Annotated in this window: 17 protein-coding genes, 1 other RNA gene and 1 riboswitch; of the genes, 8 read left to right on the top strand and 10 right to left on the bottom strand. The window is 63.7% G+C overall.

The genetic code is table 11. The annotated features are described in order from the left end of the window. Positions 1-300: 300 nt before the first annotated feature. From BGI01S_RS20075 to lptF, 3 genes are read right to left on the bottom strand one after another with little or no spacing between them, the layout of a single operon-like run. Positions 301-681: a sirohydrochlorin chelatase gene (locus BGI01S_RS20075; protein ID WP_042327737.1), complete on the bottom strand. Its 381-nt coding sequence runs from the start codon at positions 679-681 to the stop codon at positions 301-303. Between the two features lie 11 nt (positions 682-692). Further along, entirely contained in the window at positions 693-1,841 is a 1,149-nt protein-coding gene (gene lptG / locus BGI01S_RS20070; protein ID WP_042327735.1) for an LPS export ABC transporter permease LptG, read from the bottom strand. A gap of 3 nt (positions 1,842-1,844) precedes the next feature. Continuing rightward, complete coding sequence (gene lptF / locus BGI01S_RS20065) at positions 1,845-2,942, bottom strand: LPS export ABC transporter permease LptF (protein WP_042327734.1); 1,098 nt, start codon at positions 2,940-2,942, stop codon at positions 1,845-1,847. A 137-nt stretch (positions 2,943-3,079) separates the two neighbouring features. Here lptF and BGI01S_RS20060 point away from each other — a divergent pair, with 137 nt between their 5' ends. From BGI01S_RS20060 to BGI01S_RS20050, 3 genes are all read left to right on the top strand, one after another. Beyond that, the gene (locus BGI01S_RS20060; RefSeq protein WP_042327733.1) at positions 3,080-4,606 is read left to right on the top strand and encodes a leucyl aminopeptidase; all 1,527 of its coding nucleotides are present in this window, start codon (positions 3,080-3,082) and stop codon (positions 4,604-4,606) included. Between the two features lie 64 nt (positions 4,607-4,670). After that, positions 4,671-5,087, top strand: coding sequence for a DNA polymerase III subunit chi (locus BGI01S_RS20055; RefSeq protein ID WP_042327732.1), 417 nt, complete (start codon positions 4,671-4,673; stop codon positions 5,085-5,087). Positions 5,088-5,202: 115 nt separating this feature from the next. Continuing rightward, positions 5,203-6,021 (top strand): DUF2486 family protein, encoded by an 819-nt coding sequence (locus tag BGI01S_RS20050; RefSeq protein WP_042327731.1) that lies wholly within the window; start codon positions 5,203-5,205, stop codon positions 6,019-6,021. An 89-nt stretch (positions 6,022-6,110) separates the two neighbouring features. Here the strand turns inward: BGI01S_RS20050 and BGI01S_RS20045 are convergent, their stop codons facing one another. After that, entirely contained in the window at positions 6,111-6,452 is a 342-nt protein-coding gene (locus tag BGI01S_RS20045; protein WP_042327730.1) for a c-type cytochrome, read from the bottom strand. A 190-nt stretch (positions 6,453-6,642) separates the two neighbouring features. Next, on the bottom strand, positions 6,643-8,316 hold the full coding sequence (ilvD, locus tag BGI01S_RS20040; RefSeq protein ID WP_042327729.1) for a dihydroxy-acid dehydratase: 1,674 nt from the start codon (positions 8,314-8,316) through the stop codon (positions 6,643-6,645). Between the two features lie 245 nt (positions 8,317-8,561). Between ilvD and BGI01S_RS20035 the strand changes: the two genes are divergently transcribed. After that, entirely contained in the window at positions 8,562-9,545 is a 984-nt protein-coding gene (locus tag BGI01S_RS20035) for a LysR family transcriptional regulator (protein ID WP_042327758.1), read from the top strand. 152 nt (positions 9,546-9,697) lie between these two features. After that, the gene (gene lgt / locus BGI01S_RS20030) at positions 9,698-10,603 is read left to right on the top strand and encodes a prolipoprotein diacylglyceryl transferase (protein ID WP_042327728.1); all 906 of its coding nucleotides are present in this window, start codon (positions 9,698-9,700) and stop codon (positions 10,601-10,603) included. 99 nt (positions 10,604-10,702) lie between these two features. Here lgt and BGI01S_RS20025 read toward each other — a convergent pair whose 3' ends face one another. From BGI01S_RS20025 to BGI01S_RS20010, 5 genes are all read right to left on the bottom strand, one after another. Beyond that, the gene (locus BGI01S_RS20025) at positions 10,703-11,434 is read right to left on the bottom strand and encodes an SIMPL domain-containing protein (protein ID WP_042327727.1); all 732 of its coding nucleotides are present in this window, start codon (positions 11,432-11,434) and stop codon (positions 10,703-10,705) included. A gap of 235 nt (positions 11,435-11,669) precedes the next feature. Further along, positions 11,670-12,128 (bottom strand): EVE domain-containing protein, encoded by a 459-nt coding sequence (locus tag BGI01S_RS20020; RefSeq protein ID WP_042327726.1) that lies wholly within the window; start codon positions 12,126-12,128, stop codon positions 11,670-11,672. 114 nt (positions 12,129-12,242) lie between these two features. Continuing rightward, a non-coding RNA gene (gene ssrS / locus BGI01S_RS29120) (6S RNA) lies at positions 12,243-12,424 on the bottom strand. Positions 12,425-12,546: 122 nt separating this feature from the next. Beyond that, entirely contained in the window at positions 12,547-12,861 is a 315-nt protein-coding gene (locus tag BGI01S_RS20015; protein WP_042327725.1) for a cell division protein ZapA, read from the bottom strand. Beyond that, positions 12,858-13,214, bottom strand: coding sequence for an ATPase (locus tag BGI01S_RS20010; protein ID WP_042327724.1), 357 nt, complete (start codon positions 13,212-13,214; stop codon positions 12,858-12,860). The genes BGI01S_RS20015 and BGI01S_RS20010 overlap by 4 nt, the downstream gene beginning before the upstream one ends. A gap of 207 nt (positions 13,215-13,421) precedes the next feature. Next, a riboswitch (cobalamin riboswitch) is annotated at positions 13,422-13,681 on the top strand. 92 nt (positions 13,682-13,773) lie between these two features. Between BGI01S_RS20010 and BGI01S_RS20000 the strand changes: the two genes are divergently transcribed. The 3 genes from BGI01S_RS20000 to BGI01S_RS19990 are packed head-to-tail and all read left to right on the top strand — an operon-like array spanning position 13,774 to position 17,564. Continuing rightward, the gene (locus BGI01S_RS20000; protein ID WP_042327722.1) at positions 13,774-15,636 is read left to right on the top strand and encodes a TonB-dependent receptor domain-containing protein; all 1,863 of its coding nucleotides are present in this window, start codon (positions 13,774-13,776) and stop codon (positions 15,634-15,636) included. Between the two features lie 27 nt (positions 15,637-15,663). Next, positions 15,664-16,725 carry a FecCD family ABC transporter permease gene (locus BGI01S_RS19995; RefSeq protein ID WP_042327721.1) on the top strand — a complete coding sequence of 354 codons (1,062 nt, stop codon included), beginning with the start codon at positions 15,664-15,666 and terminating at the stop codon, positions 16,723-16,725. Beyond that, entirely contained in the window at positions 16,722-17,564 is an 843-nt protein-coding gene (locus BGI01S_RS19990; protein ID WP_042327720.1) for an ABC transporter ATP-binding protein, read from the top strand. Before BGI01S_RS19995 ends, BGI01S_RS19990 begins: the two co-directional genes overlap by 4 nt. Positions 17,565-17,588: the final 24 nt, after the last annotated feature.

The following is a 17,588-nucleotide window of genomic DNA, read 5'->3' as shown; positions in this document are numbered from 1 at the left end:
TGGATGTTTGATGAACGACCGTGACGGCGCGCGCAGCGTCGCCGGAAGAATGACTGCTTTGTCACGGGGGTGGAATGTGCGAGAGCACGGATTCCAGATGAACCGCTACCCCCTCCAAGCCAGGGGACCCGCTTAAGAGTTAGCGGTGTAAGGCCGCTTTCTTTGCCTACTTTCTTTGCGGCATGCAAAGAAAGTAGGTGCCGCCCCGCACAGGGGCAACGCCAATAGACCACCGTGAAAACAAGGAAAAGCCAACACCCTGGGAACACAGACAAAGCGCTGCAAAAGACAAACCAAGGATCAAACCTGCCGCAAGCAATACTGCGCGACGGCGTCGAGAACAGACTCATCCTCACCAACAGCGACAGCGCATTTAATCCCAAGAGCAGGGTACAACGCCCGACACCGCTCGATGATCTCAGGCAGATCCTTCCTGACATGCCCACCTTGCCCAAAAAAAACAGGCACGACAGTAATCAGATCACACCCCTGGGCAGCAAGCTCCCCAACAGCCGTAGGCAAGTCCGGCTCCATCAACTCAAGAAACGCCAACACCACAGGCCGCGCCACATCACCAGAAACCGGCGCCCCGCGCAACTTATCGGCGAGCCTTTCAAACGGCTCCCGCCACCGCACATCCCTTGCGCCATGCCCAAACAAAACCAACCCATGCGTAGCCATGACGATAGCCCCTAATGCCGGTCAACCCACTTCAACCCGACCAACCCAAGCACCAGATAAACCAGGCCAGGCGTAGCCGCAGTCAACGGCGCAGGCCAGGTATTCAAGGTGCCGATATGCGAGAACAGCGTATTGAACAGCTGAAAGCTCATCCCGAGCATGATCCCGCCAAACACCTTCACCCCGACGACCCCAGCCCGCGTATGCAAATACGCAAACGGCAGCGACAACACCAGCATCACGAACACCGCAAACGGATAAAGCAGCTTACGCCACAACGCGATTTCATACCGCTGCGTGTCCTGATGATTCTCGGTCAAATGCTGGATATAGCGGAACAGATTGAACATCGACATCCGATCCGGCGACACCAGCAGCACCGACAGAATCTGCGGCGTCAATTCCGAGCGCAGCGAATACTCCGGCAACGACACCTGCTTCGCGCGATACACCGGATTCAGCGCATCGGCCGGCGTGCCCGGGGGAGGGGGCACGTCGATCAGTTGCGTGTCGGTCACGCCCGTCAGTTGCCAATGCCCCGGCGGCTGATAACGACCGCTCTGCGCGGTACGCACATTCGACAGCCGGAACTTCGAATCGAACTCGTAAATCCGCACGTTGGCGATCGTCGCGTCGGGCTTCAACTCGCCGACGTTCACGAAGCGGGTCACCTGCTCGCCGTCCGCGCGCGCGGTCAGCGTGTCCTTCACCCACACGCCTGACTGAAAGTTGCTCGACACCGACGAACCCAGCGCCTCGAGCCGCACCCGCTCCGACAGCTGATCCGTGTACGGGCCGACCACTTCGCCGATCAGATACGTGAGGAACACGAGCGGAATGCCGATCTTCATCAGCGAGCGCAACGCCTGATTGGTCGCGAGGCCCGATACACGGAAAATCGTGTACTCGGAATTCGCCGCCATCTGCGCGAACACGTAGATCGCGCTGATCAACGCGGCGACCGGAATGATTTCGTAGAAGCGCGACGGCGTTTGCAGCGCGACGCGCATCACCGCGTACTGGAACTTGTAGTTGCCGTGGCCGACCGAATTCAGTTCGTTGATCAGGTCGAAGAAGAAGAACAGACCCGAGAACGCAAACAGAATAAAGATGAACGTGAGATAAATCTGACGCGCGAAATATCTTTCATAGATGCGCATCGGTCAGGCTCCCTGCGAACGGCTGAACATCGCCCGCGTGAAGAGCGGACGGTTGCGCACGCGCAGCCAGAAAATGAACGCGACGATCGCCGCCACGATGACGTGCAGGATCACGAGCCCGACCGGGAACGACATCTTCCCTTGCTCGATCCACGACTGCACCACGTTCAGCAGATTCGAATACGTGAGGTAGATCAGCACGGCCATGACCAGATTGATCGTGCGGCTGCGGCGCGGGTTCTGATGCGCAAGCGGAATCGCTAGCAGCATCAGGTTGATCGCGATCAGCGGCAGGCCCGCGCGCCACGCGAATTCGGCGAGGTTGTCGTTGGTCGGGTTGCGCAGCAGCGTGAGCGTGGGCGTGCCGGTGGTGGTCGGCGTATTGACGACCGGCTGGCTCTGGATCTTCACCCCGTAACGCTCGAACTCCATGATGCGGAAGTCGGGGTGGCCCGGCTCGCCATCATAGCGGCGGCCGTTCTCCAGCACGACGAAGCGGTCGCCGTTCTTGTGCGTTTCGGTATGGCCGAACTTCGACACCACCACGTTGACCTTGCCGCCTTCCGTGCTGGTCACGAACACGTTCTCCACCTGCCCCTGGTCGGGCGACATCTTTTCGATGAAGAACACGCGGTAGCTCGCAGCCGATTCGCGGAACTGCCCCGGCGCGAGCAGCGAGACCTCGTCGCGTTGCTGGAAGCGCGCGCGGATCAGCTTGCTCTGCTGGTTCGACCACGGCCAGCCGACGAACACGAAGAACATGATGAGGATGATGATCGGCGTGGCAAAAATACCGATTGGCTTGATGAATTGCGTCAGGCTGACTCCCGAGGACAGCCACACGACCATCTCGGAGTCTTTGTACCAACGGGTAAGGACGAACAGGATCGACACGAACAGGGTCGCGACGAGCATGATCGCCAGATAGCCGATCACGGTGAGGCCGATCAGGACCAGCACGTCGCGCGGGTCGATCTCGCCCTGGGCCGCGAAGCCGACGATGCGGATCATCATCGTCGTCAGCACGAGCGTGAGGAGAACCATGAACACGGCACCAGCCGTATACGCGAGTTCGCGCTGGAGGGAGCGTTCGAAGATCATTATTGATGACGAGAGGGGGCGCTCTCAGTGACGCGCGGGTTGCTTCCCGTCACGCCTCCGGTGCAGCCGCCGCGGGAAAAATAGCGGATAATTGCGGCTTTCATCCTAAGCCCAGATTTTATCCGAGGACAAGCGCGATGGACTTTAGCATAAAAGCCTGTGATTGGACCAAAGGCTCGTCAAACGGTTTCCTGACCGGGAAATCCGATTGCATCGTAATCGGTGTGTTCGAGTCGCAAACGCTCTCGGGCGCGGCGCTTGAGATCGACGAGGCCACTCGCGGCCTGTTGACCCGCATCATCAAGGCGGGCGACATGGACGGCAAGGCCGGCACCACGCTGTTCCTGCACGAAGTATCGGGCATCGGCGCGTCGCGCGTGCTGCTGGTCGGCCTCGGCAAGCAGGATGCCTTCAGCCAGAAAGCCTACGGCGACGCCGTGCGGGCCGCGTGGCGCGCGTTGCTGCCCACCAAGATCGTCCAGGTCACCTTCACGCTCGCCCAGTTGCCGGTGCTCGAACGCACCACCGATTGGGGCGTGCGCGCCGCGATCCTCGCGCTGCGCGAGCTGACCTACAAGTTCACGCAGATGAAGAGTAAGCCGGACAACTCGGCGCGCGCATTGAAGCGCATCGTCTTCAGCGTGAACACCGGCGACGAGAAGGCCGCCAAGCTGGCCGCCAAGCAGGGCGCCGCGCTCGCCAACGGCATGGACCTCACGCGCGACCTCGGCAACCTGCCGAGCAACGTCTGCACGCCGACCTACCTCGCGAACACCGCGAAGAAGCTCGCGAAAGACTGGAAGCTGAAGGTCGAAGTGCTCGGCGAAAAGCAGTGCGAGGCGCTGAAGATGGGCTCGTTCCTGTCGGTCACGGCGGGCTCGGTCGAACCGGCGCAGTTCATCGTGCTGCAGTACCAGGGCGGCGCCGCGAAGGCCGCGCCGGTGGTGCTGGTTGGCAAGGGCGTCACGTTCGACACTGGCGGCATTTCGCTGAAGCCGGGCGAAGGCATGGACGAGATGAAGTACGACATGTGCGGCGCCGGCTCGGTGCTGGGCACGTTGCGCACGGTCGCCGAAATGGGCCTGAAGATCAACGTGGTCGGCATCATTCCGGCGGTCGAGAACATGCCGTCGGCCACCGCGACCAAGCCGGGCGACATCGTCACCAGCATGAAGGGGCTGACGATCGAAGTGCTGAACACGGACGCCGAAGGTCGCCTGATCCTGTGCGACGCACTCACTTATGCGGAGCGCTTCAAGCCGGCCGCGGTGATCGACATCGCCACGCTCACGGGCGCGTGCATCATCGCTTTGGGCCATCACAACAGCGGCCTGTTCTCGAAAGACGACGCGCTCGCGGGCGAATTGCTGGACGCATCGCGCGAAGCATCCGACCCGGCCTGGCGTCTGCCGCTCGACGACGAGTATCAGGACCAGCTGAAGTCAAATTTCGCGGATATCGCGAACATCGGCGGCCGGCCGGCGGGCAGCGTCACGGCGGCGTGCTTCCTGTCGCGCTTCACCGACGCTTATCCCTGGGCGCATCTGGACATTGCCGGCACCGCGTGGAAGAGCGGCGCGGCGAAGGGCGCCACCGGCCGTCCGGTGCCGTTGCTCGCGCAGTTTTTGATCGACCGGGCCGCGGACGGTCGCGCCGCACAATGACGCATTGCAGTAAGCCTGCGGGCGCAGTAACGAACGCAATGGCAGAAGAAGGGAAGAGCCGCCGATGACGAGAATCGATTTTCACTCGAACGTCGGCGACTCGCTGCTGTATGCGTGCCGCCTGATCCGCAAGGCGTATCAGGCGGGCCAGCCGACCATCGTGCTGGCCGAGCCCGCGCGCCTGCGGGCCTTCGACGAGCAGCTGTGGACCTTCTCACCGCTCGACTTCGTGCCGCACTGCATGGCGGGCACGCCGCTCGCCGCCCAAACGCCGATCGTGCTGGCCACGACGCTCGACGACGTGCCGCATCATCAGGTGCTGCTCAATCTCGGCGCGACGGTGCCGGCGCAATTCGCGCGCTTCGAAAGATTGCTGGAAGTGGTCGGTAACGCACAGGACGAGCTCATTGCGGGCCGCGAGCGTTATCGCTTCTATCGCGATCGCGGCTATGCTTTGAACAACTACAAGCAAGGCAGCTAGGCTTTATTCCGCCCGCGTCGTGTCGTGTTGTATTCGTCGTGTCCGCGGCGCACAACCGACGGATGCGGCGAGCGGGCGGCCTGCTTCGGCTTCGACTCAAACACGGAGAGTGCACGTGTCCGATCCCAACGATAATTCGATTCCGGTTCTGCACGAGGTTCTCGTGCCGGGCCGCGCCGCCCAGACACGCGAAGGGGCGGGGGCCCAGCCGGCGTCGCTCGAACCCGAGCTGCCGAGGGAGCCCAGTTTCAAGGCGGAGCCCCTGCTCGCGCCGCAACAACCGGCGCAGGTGGACGAACCCCGCTTGGCGCAGGAGCCTGTACTGGCGCCGCAGCCGGTGTTGGCGCCCGAGCAGATGCGCTCGCCGGAGCCGGTTCTTGTCCCTGAGCCAGCGCATGCCACGGAGCCCGCAACTGCGCACGAACCCGCTGTTGCGCCTGAACCTTTGACTTCCGCCTCTCAAGCTGCGCATCCGGCAGAGCCTGCGCTGCTGCATGCGGTAGAGCACGCCCCTCTGAAGAAGCGCTCGCGGCTGCATCATGGCGGCGAAGCGCGCCATGCGCAAGACGAGCACGCGCACGTATCGCCGGGCGTGTTCGATCGCACCGAACCGGCCGCGCCGCTCGAAGCGGGCACGATCGTGCCGCCTGACGTCGCTCCCGTCGCTCATGAAACGGCGACCGCCGTGCCGTCGCAGCCGGCTCTCGACGCCGATGCCATCGCCGAACGTCTGCGCGGACGCTTCGCGGGTTTCCTGACGGGCGACGGACGCGGCATCATCGAAGCGCGTTGCCGCGATGCGTTGCAGGAGCACAGCACGTTGCTCGTGAGCCAGATCACGCGCGAAGTGGCGTTGACGCTCGAAACCGAAATGACCGGCTGGGTGCGCGAAGCGGTGGAAGAAGAGATCGCGCGGCGCGCGGGCCACGGCTGAGGGCACGCGCCTGATCGTCGTCGGTTAAACGTGTAAGGCGGCGTCCAGATGGACGCTCGTGGCGGGCGCCTTCAGCGAGGCGCCCGTTTTCATTTGAGCGTCAGCACCCAGGCCGCCAGCGTGGCCGCCTGATCGGGTGTGAGCTGGGTATTCGCGGGCATCGGCACCGGCCCCCACACGCCCGTGCTGCCATCCAGAATCTTGTGCTTCAGATAAATGGCGGCGTCTTCGCGTCCGGCATATTTCGCCGCGACTTCGTGCAGCGCGGGTCCCATGAAGGAACGCGTGACCGAATGGCAACTCATGCAGTTCTGCTGCTGGGCCAACGCGAGACCGGCGGCGGCCTCGGCGTGCGCAGCCGGACTGCTGGCGCTCGATATGGCGCCAAGCATGACGGCTGCTGCGACCGCTGCATACGACATTGATTTCATTGTGGTCTCCGTCGGTGCAGGTGCCCGACTCGTGGTGCGAGCATTATAAAAGGAAAGGGGCGCACGGTTTCCCGTGCGCCCCTTGACGCTTTGACGTAGCGCTGTCAGGCAATTTGCCGCTGGCGAGTGCGATCCCGGCCGTCCCCTGAAAACGGATTTATGTGCGTGCGCCCATGCACTGCGCCGCGCGTCAGCCGGTCACCGCACCCTTGTTCGCCGGCAGCGCCAGCGCAAAATACTTCGCCAGCACGCCGCGCGTATAACGCGGCTTCGGTTGTTGCCATGCGTCGCGGCGGCGCTGCAATTCGGCGTCGTCGACGTTCAGTTGCAGCAGCAGCTTGTGCGCGTCGATCGTGATCGAGTCGCCTTCCTGCACGAGCCCGATCGTGCCGCCCACGAACGCTTCCGGCGCGACGTGGCCGACCACCATGCCCCACGTGCCGCCCGAGAAGCGGCCATCGGTGATGAGGCCGACGCTTTCGCCGAGACCCTTGCCGATGATCGCCGAAGTCGGCGCAAGCATCTCCGGCATCCCGGGGCCGCCCTTCGGGCCAAGGTAGCGCAACACGACCACGTCGCCGGCGACAATCCTGTCGGCCAGAATCGCTTCCAGCGCGCTTTGTTCGTCGTCGAACACGCGCGCGGGGCCGGTGATGACCGGGTTCTTCAGGCCGGTGATCTTGGCGACCGCACCGTCGACGGCCAGGTTGCCCTTCAGGATCGCGAGGTGGCCTTCCTTGTACAGCGCCTTCTCGATCGGAAAGATCACCTGCTGATCGGCGCGCGGTTTGGACGGTACGTCCTTCAGTTCCTCGGCCAGCGTCCTGCCGGTGATCGTGATGCAGTCGCCGTGCAGCAGACCGGCGTCGAGCAGGATCTTCATCACTTGCGGGATGCCGCCGGCCTTGTGCAGATCGGTGGCCACGTACTGGCCCGACGGCTTCAGATTGCAGATCACCGGCACTTTCTTGCGCATGCGCTCGAAGTCCTCGATCGACCATTCCACTTCGGCCGCGTGCGCGATCGCCAGATAGTGCAGCACGGCATTGGTCGAGCCGCCGGTTGCCATGATCAGCGCGACGGCGTTTTCGATCGACTTCTTCGTGATGATGTCGCGCGGCTTCAGGTCCTTCTTGACCGCTTCGACCAGCACGCGCGCGGACTCGGCCGCCGAGTCGACCTTTTCCTGGTCCGGATTGGCCATCGTCGATGAATACAGCAGCGACATGCCGAGCGCCTCGAACGACGAGCTCATCGTGTTGGCGGTGTACATGCCGCCGCACGAACCCGTGGACGGGCACGCATTCTTTTCGATCCCTTCGAAATCTTCCTGCGACATCCGGCCCGCCGTGAATTCGCCGACCGCTTCGAACGACGACACGATGGTCAGGTCCGTGCCCTTCCAGTTGCCCGGGCGGATCGTGCCGCCGTACACGTAGATGCCCGGCACGTTCATCCGCGCGAGGCCGATCATGCCGCCCGGCATGTTCTTGTCGCAGCCGCCGATCACGACCACGCCGTCCATCCATTGGCCCTGCACGCAGGTCTCGATGCAGTCGGCGATGACTTCGCGCGACACGAGCGAGTACTTCATGCCTTCGGTGCCCATCGACATGCCGTCCGAGATCGTCGGCGTGCCGAAGATCTGCGGATTCGCGTCGGCGCGCTTGACCGCGACGACCGCCGCGTCGGCCAGACGCTGCAGGCCGGCGTTGCATGGCGTGATGGTCGAGTGGCCGTTGGCGATGCCGATCATCGGCTTGTCGAAATCGTCTTTCTCGTAGCCGAGCGCGTAGTACATCGAGCGGTTCGGCGAGCGCGCCACGCCTTGCGTGATGTTCTTCGAACGACGGTTGTATGCCATGGGGAATCTCCAATCTGTTTTGTTTTGAGCCGCGCCGCGCGGGGTTGCCGGGAATAGCCGGGTGGGTGGTGCTCACTGCGCTGGCGCCGTCTTCAGCGGCTGCGGCGGCAACGCCGAGGCGTTGGGCGGCATCCTGCCGGTGCGTCAGTTCAGTGTAGTTCGCGGCGTCGAGCAAGGATGCGGTTTTGCAAACTGCGTGTCCAATATATTATTTGCGCTTGATTAGGTCGTAAAATGTATCAATGATGCAGTCTGCCGTTCCCGATCTCCGCCAGTTGCGCTATTTCGTCACCGTCGCCGAAGAGAAGCACTTCGGGCGCGCGGCCGCGCGCCTGTCGATGACGCAGCCGCCTTTGTCGCAAGCGATCCGCGCGCTCGAAGAGACGCTCGGCGTCGAGCTGTTCGCGCGCACCAAGCGGTCGGTCGAGCTCACGTCCGTGGGCGCCGATCTGCTGCCCGAGGTGCGGCGCCTGCTGGCGAGCGCCGAGGGCTTGCGGCCGCTCGCGCAGAGCCTCGCGCGCGGCGAGACGGGGGTGTTGTCGCTGGCGTTCGTTTCGACCGCCGACTACGGCTTGTTGCCGCCGCTGCTGCGCGATTTCGGCGCGCGTTATCCGCGAGTGCGGCTCGAATTGACCGAGGCCACGAGCGACGTGCAACTGGACGAACTGGCGGCCGGGCGCATCGATGCCGGCCTCGTGATCGCGCCGCTGCCGACGCGCCACGCCGCGCAGCTGTCGTGGCTGCCGATCGCGCGCGAGCCGCTGGTGATCGCGATGTCGACGGACATGGCCGGGCGGGTGAGCAGCGCCGCCGGGTCGGCCACCGACCCGCGCGCCGAGTGGCTCGACACGCCGATCAGCCTGCGCGAGGTCGCCGACACGCCACTCGTGATCTTCCCCAGACGTCTGGCGCCAGGCTTTTATGACATCATTATGGATTGCTACGGCGTGGCGGGCTTCGCACCGCGGCTCGGCCAGGAAGCGATCCAGATGCAGACGATCGTGAGCCTGGTGTCGGCCGGCATGGGCGTCGCGCTGGTGCCGCAATCGTTGCGTAATCTGCGCCGCACGGGCGTCGTGTACCGGCCGCTGTCCGAGTCGGTGCCCGCGATCGAGACCGGACTGGTGTGGCGTACGGACGAGGTGAGTCCGGTGCTGGCCGGTTTCATCGACATCGTGCGGGCTCACGCCGCCAGCGTCGACGCGCAGTCCGGCGCGTCGCCTGTCTAGCGGCGGCGCCGCGAACGCATCGCGGCTTGTACCGTCCAACGCATGCGCCGACGGTGTGAGCGTAGTGCGCGAAGGTGCGCAAACCGCCGGCCGCCCCCGCAAACCGATTACACCAACCCCGCTTCTGAACCTGAACTGCCCATAACAACACGATGCTCATTCATCCGAATTTCGACCCCGTAGCCATTCATCTGGGGCCGCTCGCAGTGCGCTGGTATGGACTGATGTACCTCGTCGCGTTCGTCGCGGCGATCGTCGTCGGCCGGCTGCGGCTGCGTTTGCCGTTCGTTGCCGCGCAAGGCTGGACCGTCAAGGATATCGACGACATGCTGTTCTACGGCGTGCTAGGGACGATCGTCGGCGGCCGGCTCGGCTACGTGCTGTTCTACAAGGCGAGCTTTTATTTCGCGCATCCGCTCGACATCTTCAAGGTGTGGGAGGGCGGTATGTCGTTTCACGGCGGCTTCCTCGGCGTGACGCTGGCGATGGTGCTGTTCGCGTATCAGCGCAAACGCTCGTGGTTGCAGGTCACCGACTTCGTCGCGCCGATGGTGCCTACCGGGCTCGCGGCGGGGCGGCTCGGCAATTTCATCAACGGCGAGTTGTGGGGCCGCGTGACCGATCCGTCCGCGCCGTGGGCGATGCTGTTTCCCGGCGCCGCCCCCGACGACGCCGCATGGCTCGCCGCGCATCCGCAACTGGCCGCGCAATGGCATCTGAACGACGTGTTCGCGCAATATCACATGCTGCCGCGCCATCCGTCGGAGCTGTATGAGATCGCGCTCGAAGGCGTCGCGCTGTTCTTCGTGCTGTTCTTCTTCGCGCGCAAACCGAAGCCGCTCGGCGCGATTTCGGCGGTGTTCCTGATCGGCTACGGTCTCGCGCGCTTCACGGTCGAGTTCGCGCGTGAGCCGGACGATTTCCTCGGGCTGCTTGCGATGGGCCTGTCGATGGGTCAATGGCTGTCGCTGCCGATGATCCTCGTCGGGATCGGCATGCTGGTGTGGTCGTATCGCCGTGCGCGCCGTGAACCGGCGCAGGCGGTCCGCGCGAGCTGAGCGCTACGGTTATCGTAGCGAGCGCCTCATGAAAAACGCCACGGCATGCCGTGGCGTTTTCTTTTGCAGCGGAGGTGTTTAACGCACAAGCGGTGCGCGTTACTTCATCTGCACCGAACCCGACACGTTGACCGTCACCGTCGACGTGCCGCCTTCGAGCGGCATCGGCGCCATCGTCTTCGCGTCGGCGCTCATTGCGCGTGCGCTCATCATCATCATCGGACGCGGCATCACGCCGCCATGATTCACGTTGACCTCGCGGATCGAATAGCCGCTGAAGCCGAACGCCTGCGCCGACGACGCCGCCTGTTCGCGGAACGAGCGGATCGCTTCGCCGGTCAGCTTCTGTTCGGCGGCGCGTTGCGCTTCCGGCGACAGCGAGAACTGCACGTTGCCGACCTGCATGACCGATCCCATTTGTCCCGCAAGCTTCGACGCCGCGGCGAAGTCGTGCGATTCGAGTACGACTTCCGTGCGGCCGCGCCACGCGGAAATGCGCCCGTCACGATCGGTGGACGGGAAGATGGCGAACGAACCCGTGCGGGCCGTCACGCCGCTGACGCCCTTGGCTTTTTGCAGCGCCGCGTCGGCGCGCTGATTCAACGTGGCCGTGAGCGCGGACGGATCGCTCGCTTCCTGCTCGTAAAACAACGTGATATCGACAACGTCTTGCGGGACTTCCGCGCTCGCCTGGGCGTTCAACGACAGGACGCCCGACGGTTGAGCCTGCATGACGCCTTGTGCGCGAGCCATCGCCGGGGTGAGTGCGAGTACGACAGGCGCGGTGCAGACGAGAGCGAGTGCGAGTGCCCGTGCGGTTCTATTCGGCATTGCTGGACTCCTTGCTTGAACAGGGTTGTGCACGAATGGCGCGAACGCCGTGCAGTGGTTGGCCAATGGCATGGCGTTTGCCATTCACTTGTGCATTCTGCTGGTGCTGCTGAGGCGCTTATTGGTGCGGCTGTTAGGCGCTTGTAACCAGAGCTTGGTTCCCTAATTTGACGTTGCCCATTAGACACGAAGTCTCGTCCCACGCGATGCGTTTCACGCAGCCGCCGCTGATTCGTCAAACCAGTCGTGTGGTGATGAAGCGCCACTCGGCTTCGGTCACGGGCGTGATCGACAGGCGATTGCCTTTGGCGAGCACGCGCATGTCCTGCAACTCCGGATGCTCGCGCAACGTGGCCAGCGGAATCAACGGGAGCTTCTTCTTGAACACCACATCGACCAGCAGCCAGCGCGGCGTCTCCTGCGACGATTTCGCGTCGTAGTACGGGCTCTTTTTGTCGAACTGGGTCGGATCGGGGTACACGGTAGACGACACTTCCGCCAGCCCCGCGATGCCGGGCTCGGGACAGCTCGAGTGATAGAACAGCACGCCGTCGCCGACCTGCATCATGTCGCGCATGAAGTTGCGCGCCTGGTAATTGCGCACGCCGGTCCACGGCAGGGTGCGATGCGGCGCGTGGGCGAGATGGTCGATGCTCGCCTCGTCCGGTTCGGACTTCATTAGCCAGTAGCGCATGAATCGAATTGAACGTTAGAGGTTGGACGATGTGAAAAAATCGCAGCCTGCGAGACATTCAGCGGACGCACAAAGAAAAACGGCATCGAACCGAAGTCCGATGCCGTTCTAGATAAGGTCCCCGCCTTAGCCGCTAGGCCGGCATCCTGAACCGGGGGTTCAGAATTGGTCGCAGTTAGCAACACTTCGGGTACATCAGACAGAGTGACGCGCACACCCGTGCTACAAATTTCCGCAACCGTGCACATGGCATTGGTTCAAGGAATATATGACCTTGGCGAACCAGGCAGGGAAGCTAAACCGATGAAGCTTAAACGATAGAACTCAAACGTTTGCCGAGACTTGCTCGTGCACATGCTTTTAACTTCGCTTCGTTTGAATCGGCAGCCGATCTCTGGACCGGCCGACAGATGCTGACTTACTGCATGCTGTACTGCTGAATCACAGTACCCAGTTGTTCGTTCATTTGATGCATTGTACGCCGGATTTCCTCTGCGGGAAATGCTTCTCCGTGTCTTACGCTCGATTGCAGCTTAAGCAGTTCCGATGCCAGCGACAGCGCAGCCATGACAGCAATGCGATCCGTGCCGCGCACGTTGCTGTTATTGCGGATCTTCGACATTTCGGCGTCCACGCGTGCGACCGCTTCGAGCAGCGCGCCTTCCGTTTCCGGCGAGCACGCGAGGCGATAGGGCACGTCGAGAATCGATACTTCGATCTGCTTGGTGGTCATGCGTTTTCTCCGTGGCGGGTAACGTCGCTCTCCGCCTCGGCGGCGTCCTGAACGGGCTCGAGCAGATCGAGCTGGTTGTCCGGTTCGCTGCTCGTGCGAGCCCGCGGCAGTTTCTCGAGAATGGCATTCAGGCGCACCTGAGCGTCGTCGATCTTGGCGGACAGCGCGTCGCGTTCCGCTTGCAGCGTATCGCGCTCTTCGCGCAGTATCGCAAGTTCCGTGCGCGTGGCTTCTGCCTCGGCCCGCGATTGGGCGAGCTGCTCTTCGAGCGCGAGCCGCGCTTCATTGTGGCGCTGGCTGATCGCAATCAGCTTGCCGATGTTCTGTGAGAGTGATTCGAGTTCGGTGAGCATGTGCTGCGTCCTCTAAAGACATCGCATTTTAGCGCGGAATATTGCAGGTTCCGACAATTGTCTCGTTTCGAGACGTAACAACCGCGCAATGTGCAGGCTTTTCTCGACCGTATGACGAAAAAGTACTCGCCCATCGGACAATAACCTGCACTTAACAGAACAGATTGCACACGGTTTGACCTTCCTTGACGCCCTTCGAGGCCGCTCCTAAACTGCCGGCACTCTGGTGCCCGCGCGCGCTTGTCCACAGTGCGCGCAGTTAAACGGGAAGCAGGACGCGCTGTTCATCCGATGAACGCGCGAACCTGCGCTGCCCCCGCAACGGTAAGCGACCGCATTCGTCATGCAGGTCGATCCTGATCGCGTGCCTGAAGTTCAACATGCGAGTGTGCCACTGCGCGTCACGCGTGGGAAGGCGGGATCGATCCGTCGTCAGCCCGGATACCGGCCAGAGGGAGAGGCACATCCCCCGCGAAAACGTTAAAAGCGTGGGCGCTTCGTTATGCATCGGCCTGCGGGGAAGCGGGCCGCGCGAGCTATCCACAGGAATCGTCATCTCATGTTGTCCCCCATCGCCCGCGCGACGCTGTTCGTTTTTGCGGGTTTGCCGCTCGTCGTGCACGCGCAAACTACGGATTCGTCGTCGGCTTCATCGGCATCCACCACCTTGTCGCCGGTCGTCGTGACCGCCGAACGCGGACCGCAAGCGCTCGCCGACGCGATCCCGCAGACCTCGCTGTTCGATCAGCAGGATCTCGCCGACACCACCGCGACCGACTTGCCCGGCCTGCTGCAACTCGCGCCCGGTGCGCAAATCTCGCGTACGGGTGGTCCCGGTTCGACGGCGAGCCTCTATTTGCGCGGCGCGTCGACGACGCAATCGCTGTTGCTGATCGACGGCGTGCGCGTCGATTCGGTGAGTCTCGGCGCGCCGCAACTCGCGCAGATTCCGCTCGACCAGATCGATCGTGTCGAAGTGGTGAACGGCAACGTGTCCGCGTTGTACGGATCGGGTGCGATCGGCGGCGTGGTGCAGGTGTTCACGAAGGACGGTGGTAATCATCCGCCGCGTTTCAATTTTTCGGTGGGCTACGGCAGCTATCACACGCAGACGCAGCAGGCGGGCGTGAACGGCGCGCTCGATAAAGACGGCCGCACGACCTTCAGCATTTCGCTCGCGCGGTCGAAGGACGACGGCTTCTCGTCGCTCGATCCACAGCAGGCACCCGGCGCCAACCCGAATGCCAACGGCTATCTGAACGAGAGCGTCTCGGCGTCGTTGCGTCACAAGTTCAATGACAAATGGGACGCGGGCGCCAGCTATTTCCAGTCGAACGGCAACAACAGTTACGACAACGCGTACGGCGTGCCGACCGATCTGAACAACCTGTACAGCAAGGTGCGCCAGGCGTCGGTGTTCGCGAACGGCAAGCTGACCGACTGGTGGACCACGCACTTCATCGTCTCCGAGGGCGACGACCGCAGCGTGTCGAAGACCAACGGCATCTACAACGGCCGCTTCGATACCGACAATCGCCAGTACACCTGGCAGAACGATTTCGCGTTCGCCGCACAGCAGAAATTGCAGGTCGGCTACGAGCATCTCGATCAGAGCCTCGACTCCGACACGTTCGCCGCGCCCGACCGTCATGTCGATTCGGGCTTCGTCGGCTATACGGGACGCTTCGGGCGCAACCAGATTCAGGCCAACGTGCGGCGCGACCAGTACTCCGATTTCGGCGGAGCGAACAGTTACTATCTCGGCTACGGTTTCGACATCACCGAACACTGGAAGGCAACCGCAAGCTATTCGGATTCGTTCCGCGCGCCGAGCTTCGACGATCTGTACTATCCGATCAGCGGCAATCCGTCGATCCAGCCGGAGCGCAGCCACTCGATCGAAGCAGCGTTGCAGTACGCGTCGAACGCGCTCGGCGTGATGCGTCTGAGCGCATTCCAGACGCGCTATTCGAATCTGATCGACTACGCGCAGGTGACGCCCGGCATCTATCTGGCCGAGAACGTCGGCCGCGCGAAGGTGCAGGGGCTCGAAGGATCGTGGAGCGGACATGTCGGCAAGACGGACGTGCGCGCGTCGCTGACGCTGCAAAATCCCGTCGACCTCGACAACGATGTCGACCTCGTGCGACGCGCGCGGCGTTTCGGTTCGCTCACGGTGAATCGCAGCATCGCGGACTGGCGCGTCGGCGGCGAGTGGATTGTGAGCGGTCCGCGTGAGGACAGCAGCGGCAAGCTCGGCGGCTACGGCGTCGTCAATCTGTCGGCGCGCTACAACATCACGAAAGCGTGGTACATGACCGCGCAAATCCAGAACCTGTTCGACAAGGACTATGAAACGGCCTACTCGTATAACTCGCCGGGGCGCGGTGCGTATGTCACGATCGGTTGGCAGCAGCAGTAATGGCTGCGCCGCGTTGAGATCGCGCGAATGAACCGCCACGCGCATTCGCTTCCCGTCGCCGCGCGTGTGATGAGCGCGAAGCGTGCGGCCGCGATCTGGCTCGCGCTTGCGGTGATCGCGCTGGCGGTACTGATGGCGTCGCTCGCATTGGGCAGCGTGTCGCTCGCGCCGTCGCGCGTGCTGACGGCGTTACTGCCGGCGCACGTATTGCACGCGTCGCCCGACGGCGCAACGGACCTTGCGAGCGAGATCGTGCGCACGCTGCGCTTGCCGCGTGCGCTCGCCGGCTTCGCGTGCGGCGCGTTGCTCGCATTGGCCGGCGCGCTGTTGCAGGTGCTGTTGCGCAACCCGCTCGCCGAGCCCTACATATTGGGCGTGTCGGGCGGCGCGGCGAGCTTCGCGCTGGTGGCGATGATCGCCGGCAGCGCGTGGTGGATCGTCGACGCCAGCGCGTTTGCCGGCGCCTTCGTGTCGATCCTGTTGGTGCTCGGCCTCGCGCGCCGCGAGTTGTGGCGCGGCGAACCGCAGGACACGTCGCCGCGTTTGCTGCTGACCGGCGCGGTGATCGCGGCGGGGTGGGGCGCGCTGATCACGCTGCTGCTCAACCTCGCACCCGATAGCCGTTTGCGCGGCATGCTGTTTTGGCTGACCGGCGACCTGAACGGCGGCACGCTGCCGTGGACCGCGCTCGTCGCACTGGTCATCGCGTTGCTGGCGATCGTACCGGTCGCGCCGCGCCTGAACGTGCTGCTGCGTGGCGACGCGGCGGCCCAGGCGTTGGGCGTCGCGGTGCAGCCGCTGCGGTTGCGCGTGTATCTGGTGGCGTCGCTCGCGGCGGCCGCCGCGGTGACGACGGCGGGTACCATCGGCTTTGTCGGCCTCGTGGTGCCGCATATGTTGCGGCTCGCGTTCGGCAACGATCAGCGCATGCTGCTGCCGGCCGCCGCGCTCGGCGGCGGCGTCGCGGTGATGGGCGCGGACCTGATTGCGCGCACCGTGATTGCGCCCGCGCAATTGCCGGTCGGCGTAATCACGTCGATCGTCGGTGTACCGGTGTTCCTCTGGATGCTGCTGCGCACACGCCGATGAAGCACGCCCCTTCCCACCTCGCTCATGCGGCGCTCAGCGCGCAACGTCTGACCTTGCGCGCCGGCTCGCGCACCTTGCTCGACGCATTCACGCACACGTTCTACGCGGGCGAGATATGGTGCGTCGCGGGCCCGAACGGGGCGGGCAAGACGACGTTGCTGTCCACGCTCGCGGGTCTGTTGCGGCCGGCGGCGGGTCACATCGAACTGGATGGCGTGCGCTTATCCGACTGGCCGCCGCTGGCACTCGCGCAGCGCCGCGCGCTGATGCCGCAAAGCGCACCCGACGCGTTCAGCGCGAGCGTGCTCGACATCGTCACGCTGAACCGCTTTCCGCATCTGAGCGGCTGGGGTTGGGAGCGCGACGCCGATCGCGCCGCGGCGCACGACGCGCTCGACCTGCTGGGCCTCGCCACGTTCGCCGCGCGCGACGTGCTGTCGTTGTCGGGCGGCGAGCGTCAACGCGTCGCGCTGGCGGCGGTGTTGTGTCAGGACGCGCCGCTGCTGCTGCTCGACGAACCGTTGTCGCATCTCGATCTGCATCATCAGATCGACTGTCTCGAAACGCTGGCGGGATGGACGCACGAGCCGCGCCGTACCGTGATGTTCTCGTGCCATGACCTGAACCTCGCGCGCCGCTTCGCAACGCACGCGCTGCTGCTCGACGGCGCGGGCGGCGCATACGCCGGTCCGGTGCATGACGTGCTCACGCCGACATTGACGAGCCGTGCGTTCGGCTATCCGTTGATTCTGATTCGCGACGGCGAACACGAGGCGCTGATTCCCGCGCCGCGTGCGCGTCACGAATTGCCTGCCGGCAATGACGCGCCGGCAGGATGATCATTCGACCCAAACACTCTCACC

It is taken from the genome of Paraburkholderia ginsengisoli NBRC 100965, assembly GCF_000739735.1.
Taxonomy (GTDB): domain Bacteria; phylum Pseudomonadota; class Gammaproteobacteria; order Burkholderiales; family Burkholderiaceae; genus Paraburkholderia; species Paraburkholderia ginsengisoli.
This window is presented reverse-complemented; position numbering and strand designations above follow the sequence as displayed.

What these genes read in the sequence shown, in the direction of transcription:
- BGI01S_RS20075 (WP_042327737.1), bottom strand. Translation starts at nt 681, where the DNA reads ATGGCTACGCATGGGTTGGTTTTGTTTGGGCATGGCGCAAGGGATGTG.
- lptG (WP_042327735.1), bottom strand. Translation starts at nt 1,841, where the DNA reads ATGCGCATCTATGAAAGATATTTCGCGCGTCAGATTTATCTCACGTTC.
- lptF (WP_042327734.1), bottom strand. Translation starts at nt 2,942, where the DNA reads ATGATCTTCGAACGCTCCCTCCAGCGCGAACTCGCGTATACGGCTGGT.
- BGI01S_RS20060 (WP_042327733.1), top strand. Translation starts at nt 3,080, where the DNA reads ATGGACTTTAGCATAAAAGCCTGTGATTGGACCAAAGGCTCGTCAAAC.
- BGI01S_RS20055 (WP_042327732.1), top strand. Translation starts at nt 4,671, where the DNA reads ATGACGAGAATCGATTTTCACTCGAACGTCGGCGACTCGCTGCTGTAT.
- BGI01S_RS20045 (WP_042327730.1), bottom strand. Translation starts at nt 6,452, where the DNA reads ATGAAATCAATGTCGTATGCAGCGGTCGCAGCAGCCGTCATGCTTGGC.
- ilvD (WP_042327729.1), bottom strand. Translation starts at nt 8,316, where the DNA reads ATGGCATACAACCGTCGTTCGAAGAACATCACGCAAGGCGTGGCGCGC.
- BGI01S_RS20035 (WP_042327758.1), top strand. Translation starts at nt 8,562, where the DNA reads ATGCAGTCTGCCGTTCCCGATCTCCGCCAGTTGCGCTATTTCGTCACC.
- lgt (WP_042327728.1), top strand. Translation starts at nt 9,698, where the DNA reads ATGCTCATTCATCCGAATTTCGACCCCGTAGCCATTCATCTGGGGCCG.
- BGI01S_RS20025 (WP_042327727.1), bottom strand. Translation starts at nt 11,434, where the DNA reads ATGCCGAATAGAACCGCACGGGCACTCGCACTCGCTCTCGTCTGCACC.
- BGI01S_RS20020 (WP_042327726.1), bottom strand. Translation starts at nt 12,128, where the DNA reads ATGCGCTACTGGCTAATGAAGTCCGAACCGGACGAGGCGAGCATCGAC.
- BGI01S_RS20015 (WP_042327725.1), bottom strand. Translation starts at nt 12,861, where the DNA reads ATGACCACCAAGCAGATCGAAGTATCGATTCTCGACGTGCCCTATCGC.
- BGI01S_RS20010 (WP_042327724.1), bottom strand. Translation starts at nt 13,214, where the DNA reads ATGCTCACCGAACTCGAATCACTCTCACAGAACATCGGCAAGCTGATT.
- BGI01S_RS20000 (WP_042327722.1), top strand. Translation starts at nt 13,774, where the DNA reads ATGTTGTCCCCCATCGCCCGCGCGACGCTGTTCGTTTTTGCGGGTTTG.
- BGI01S_RS19995 (WP_042327721.1), top strand. Translation starts at nt 15,664, where the DNA reads ATGAACCGCCACGCGCATTCGCTTCCCGTCGCCGCGCGTGTGATGAGC.
- BGI01S_RS19990 (WP_042327720.1), top strand. Translation starts at nt 16,722, where the DNA reads ATGAAGCACGCCCCTTCCCACCTCGCTCATGCGGCGCTCAGCGCGCAA.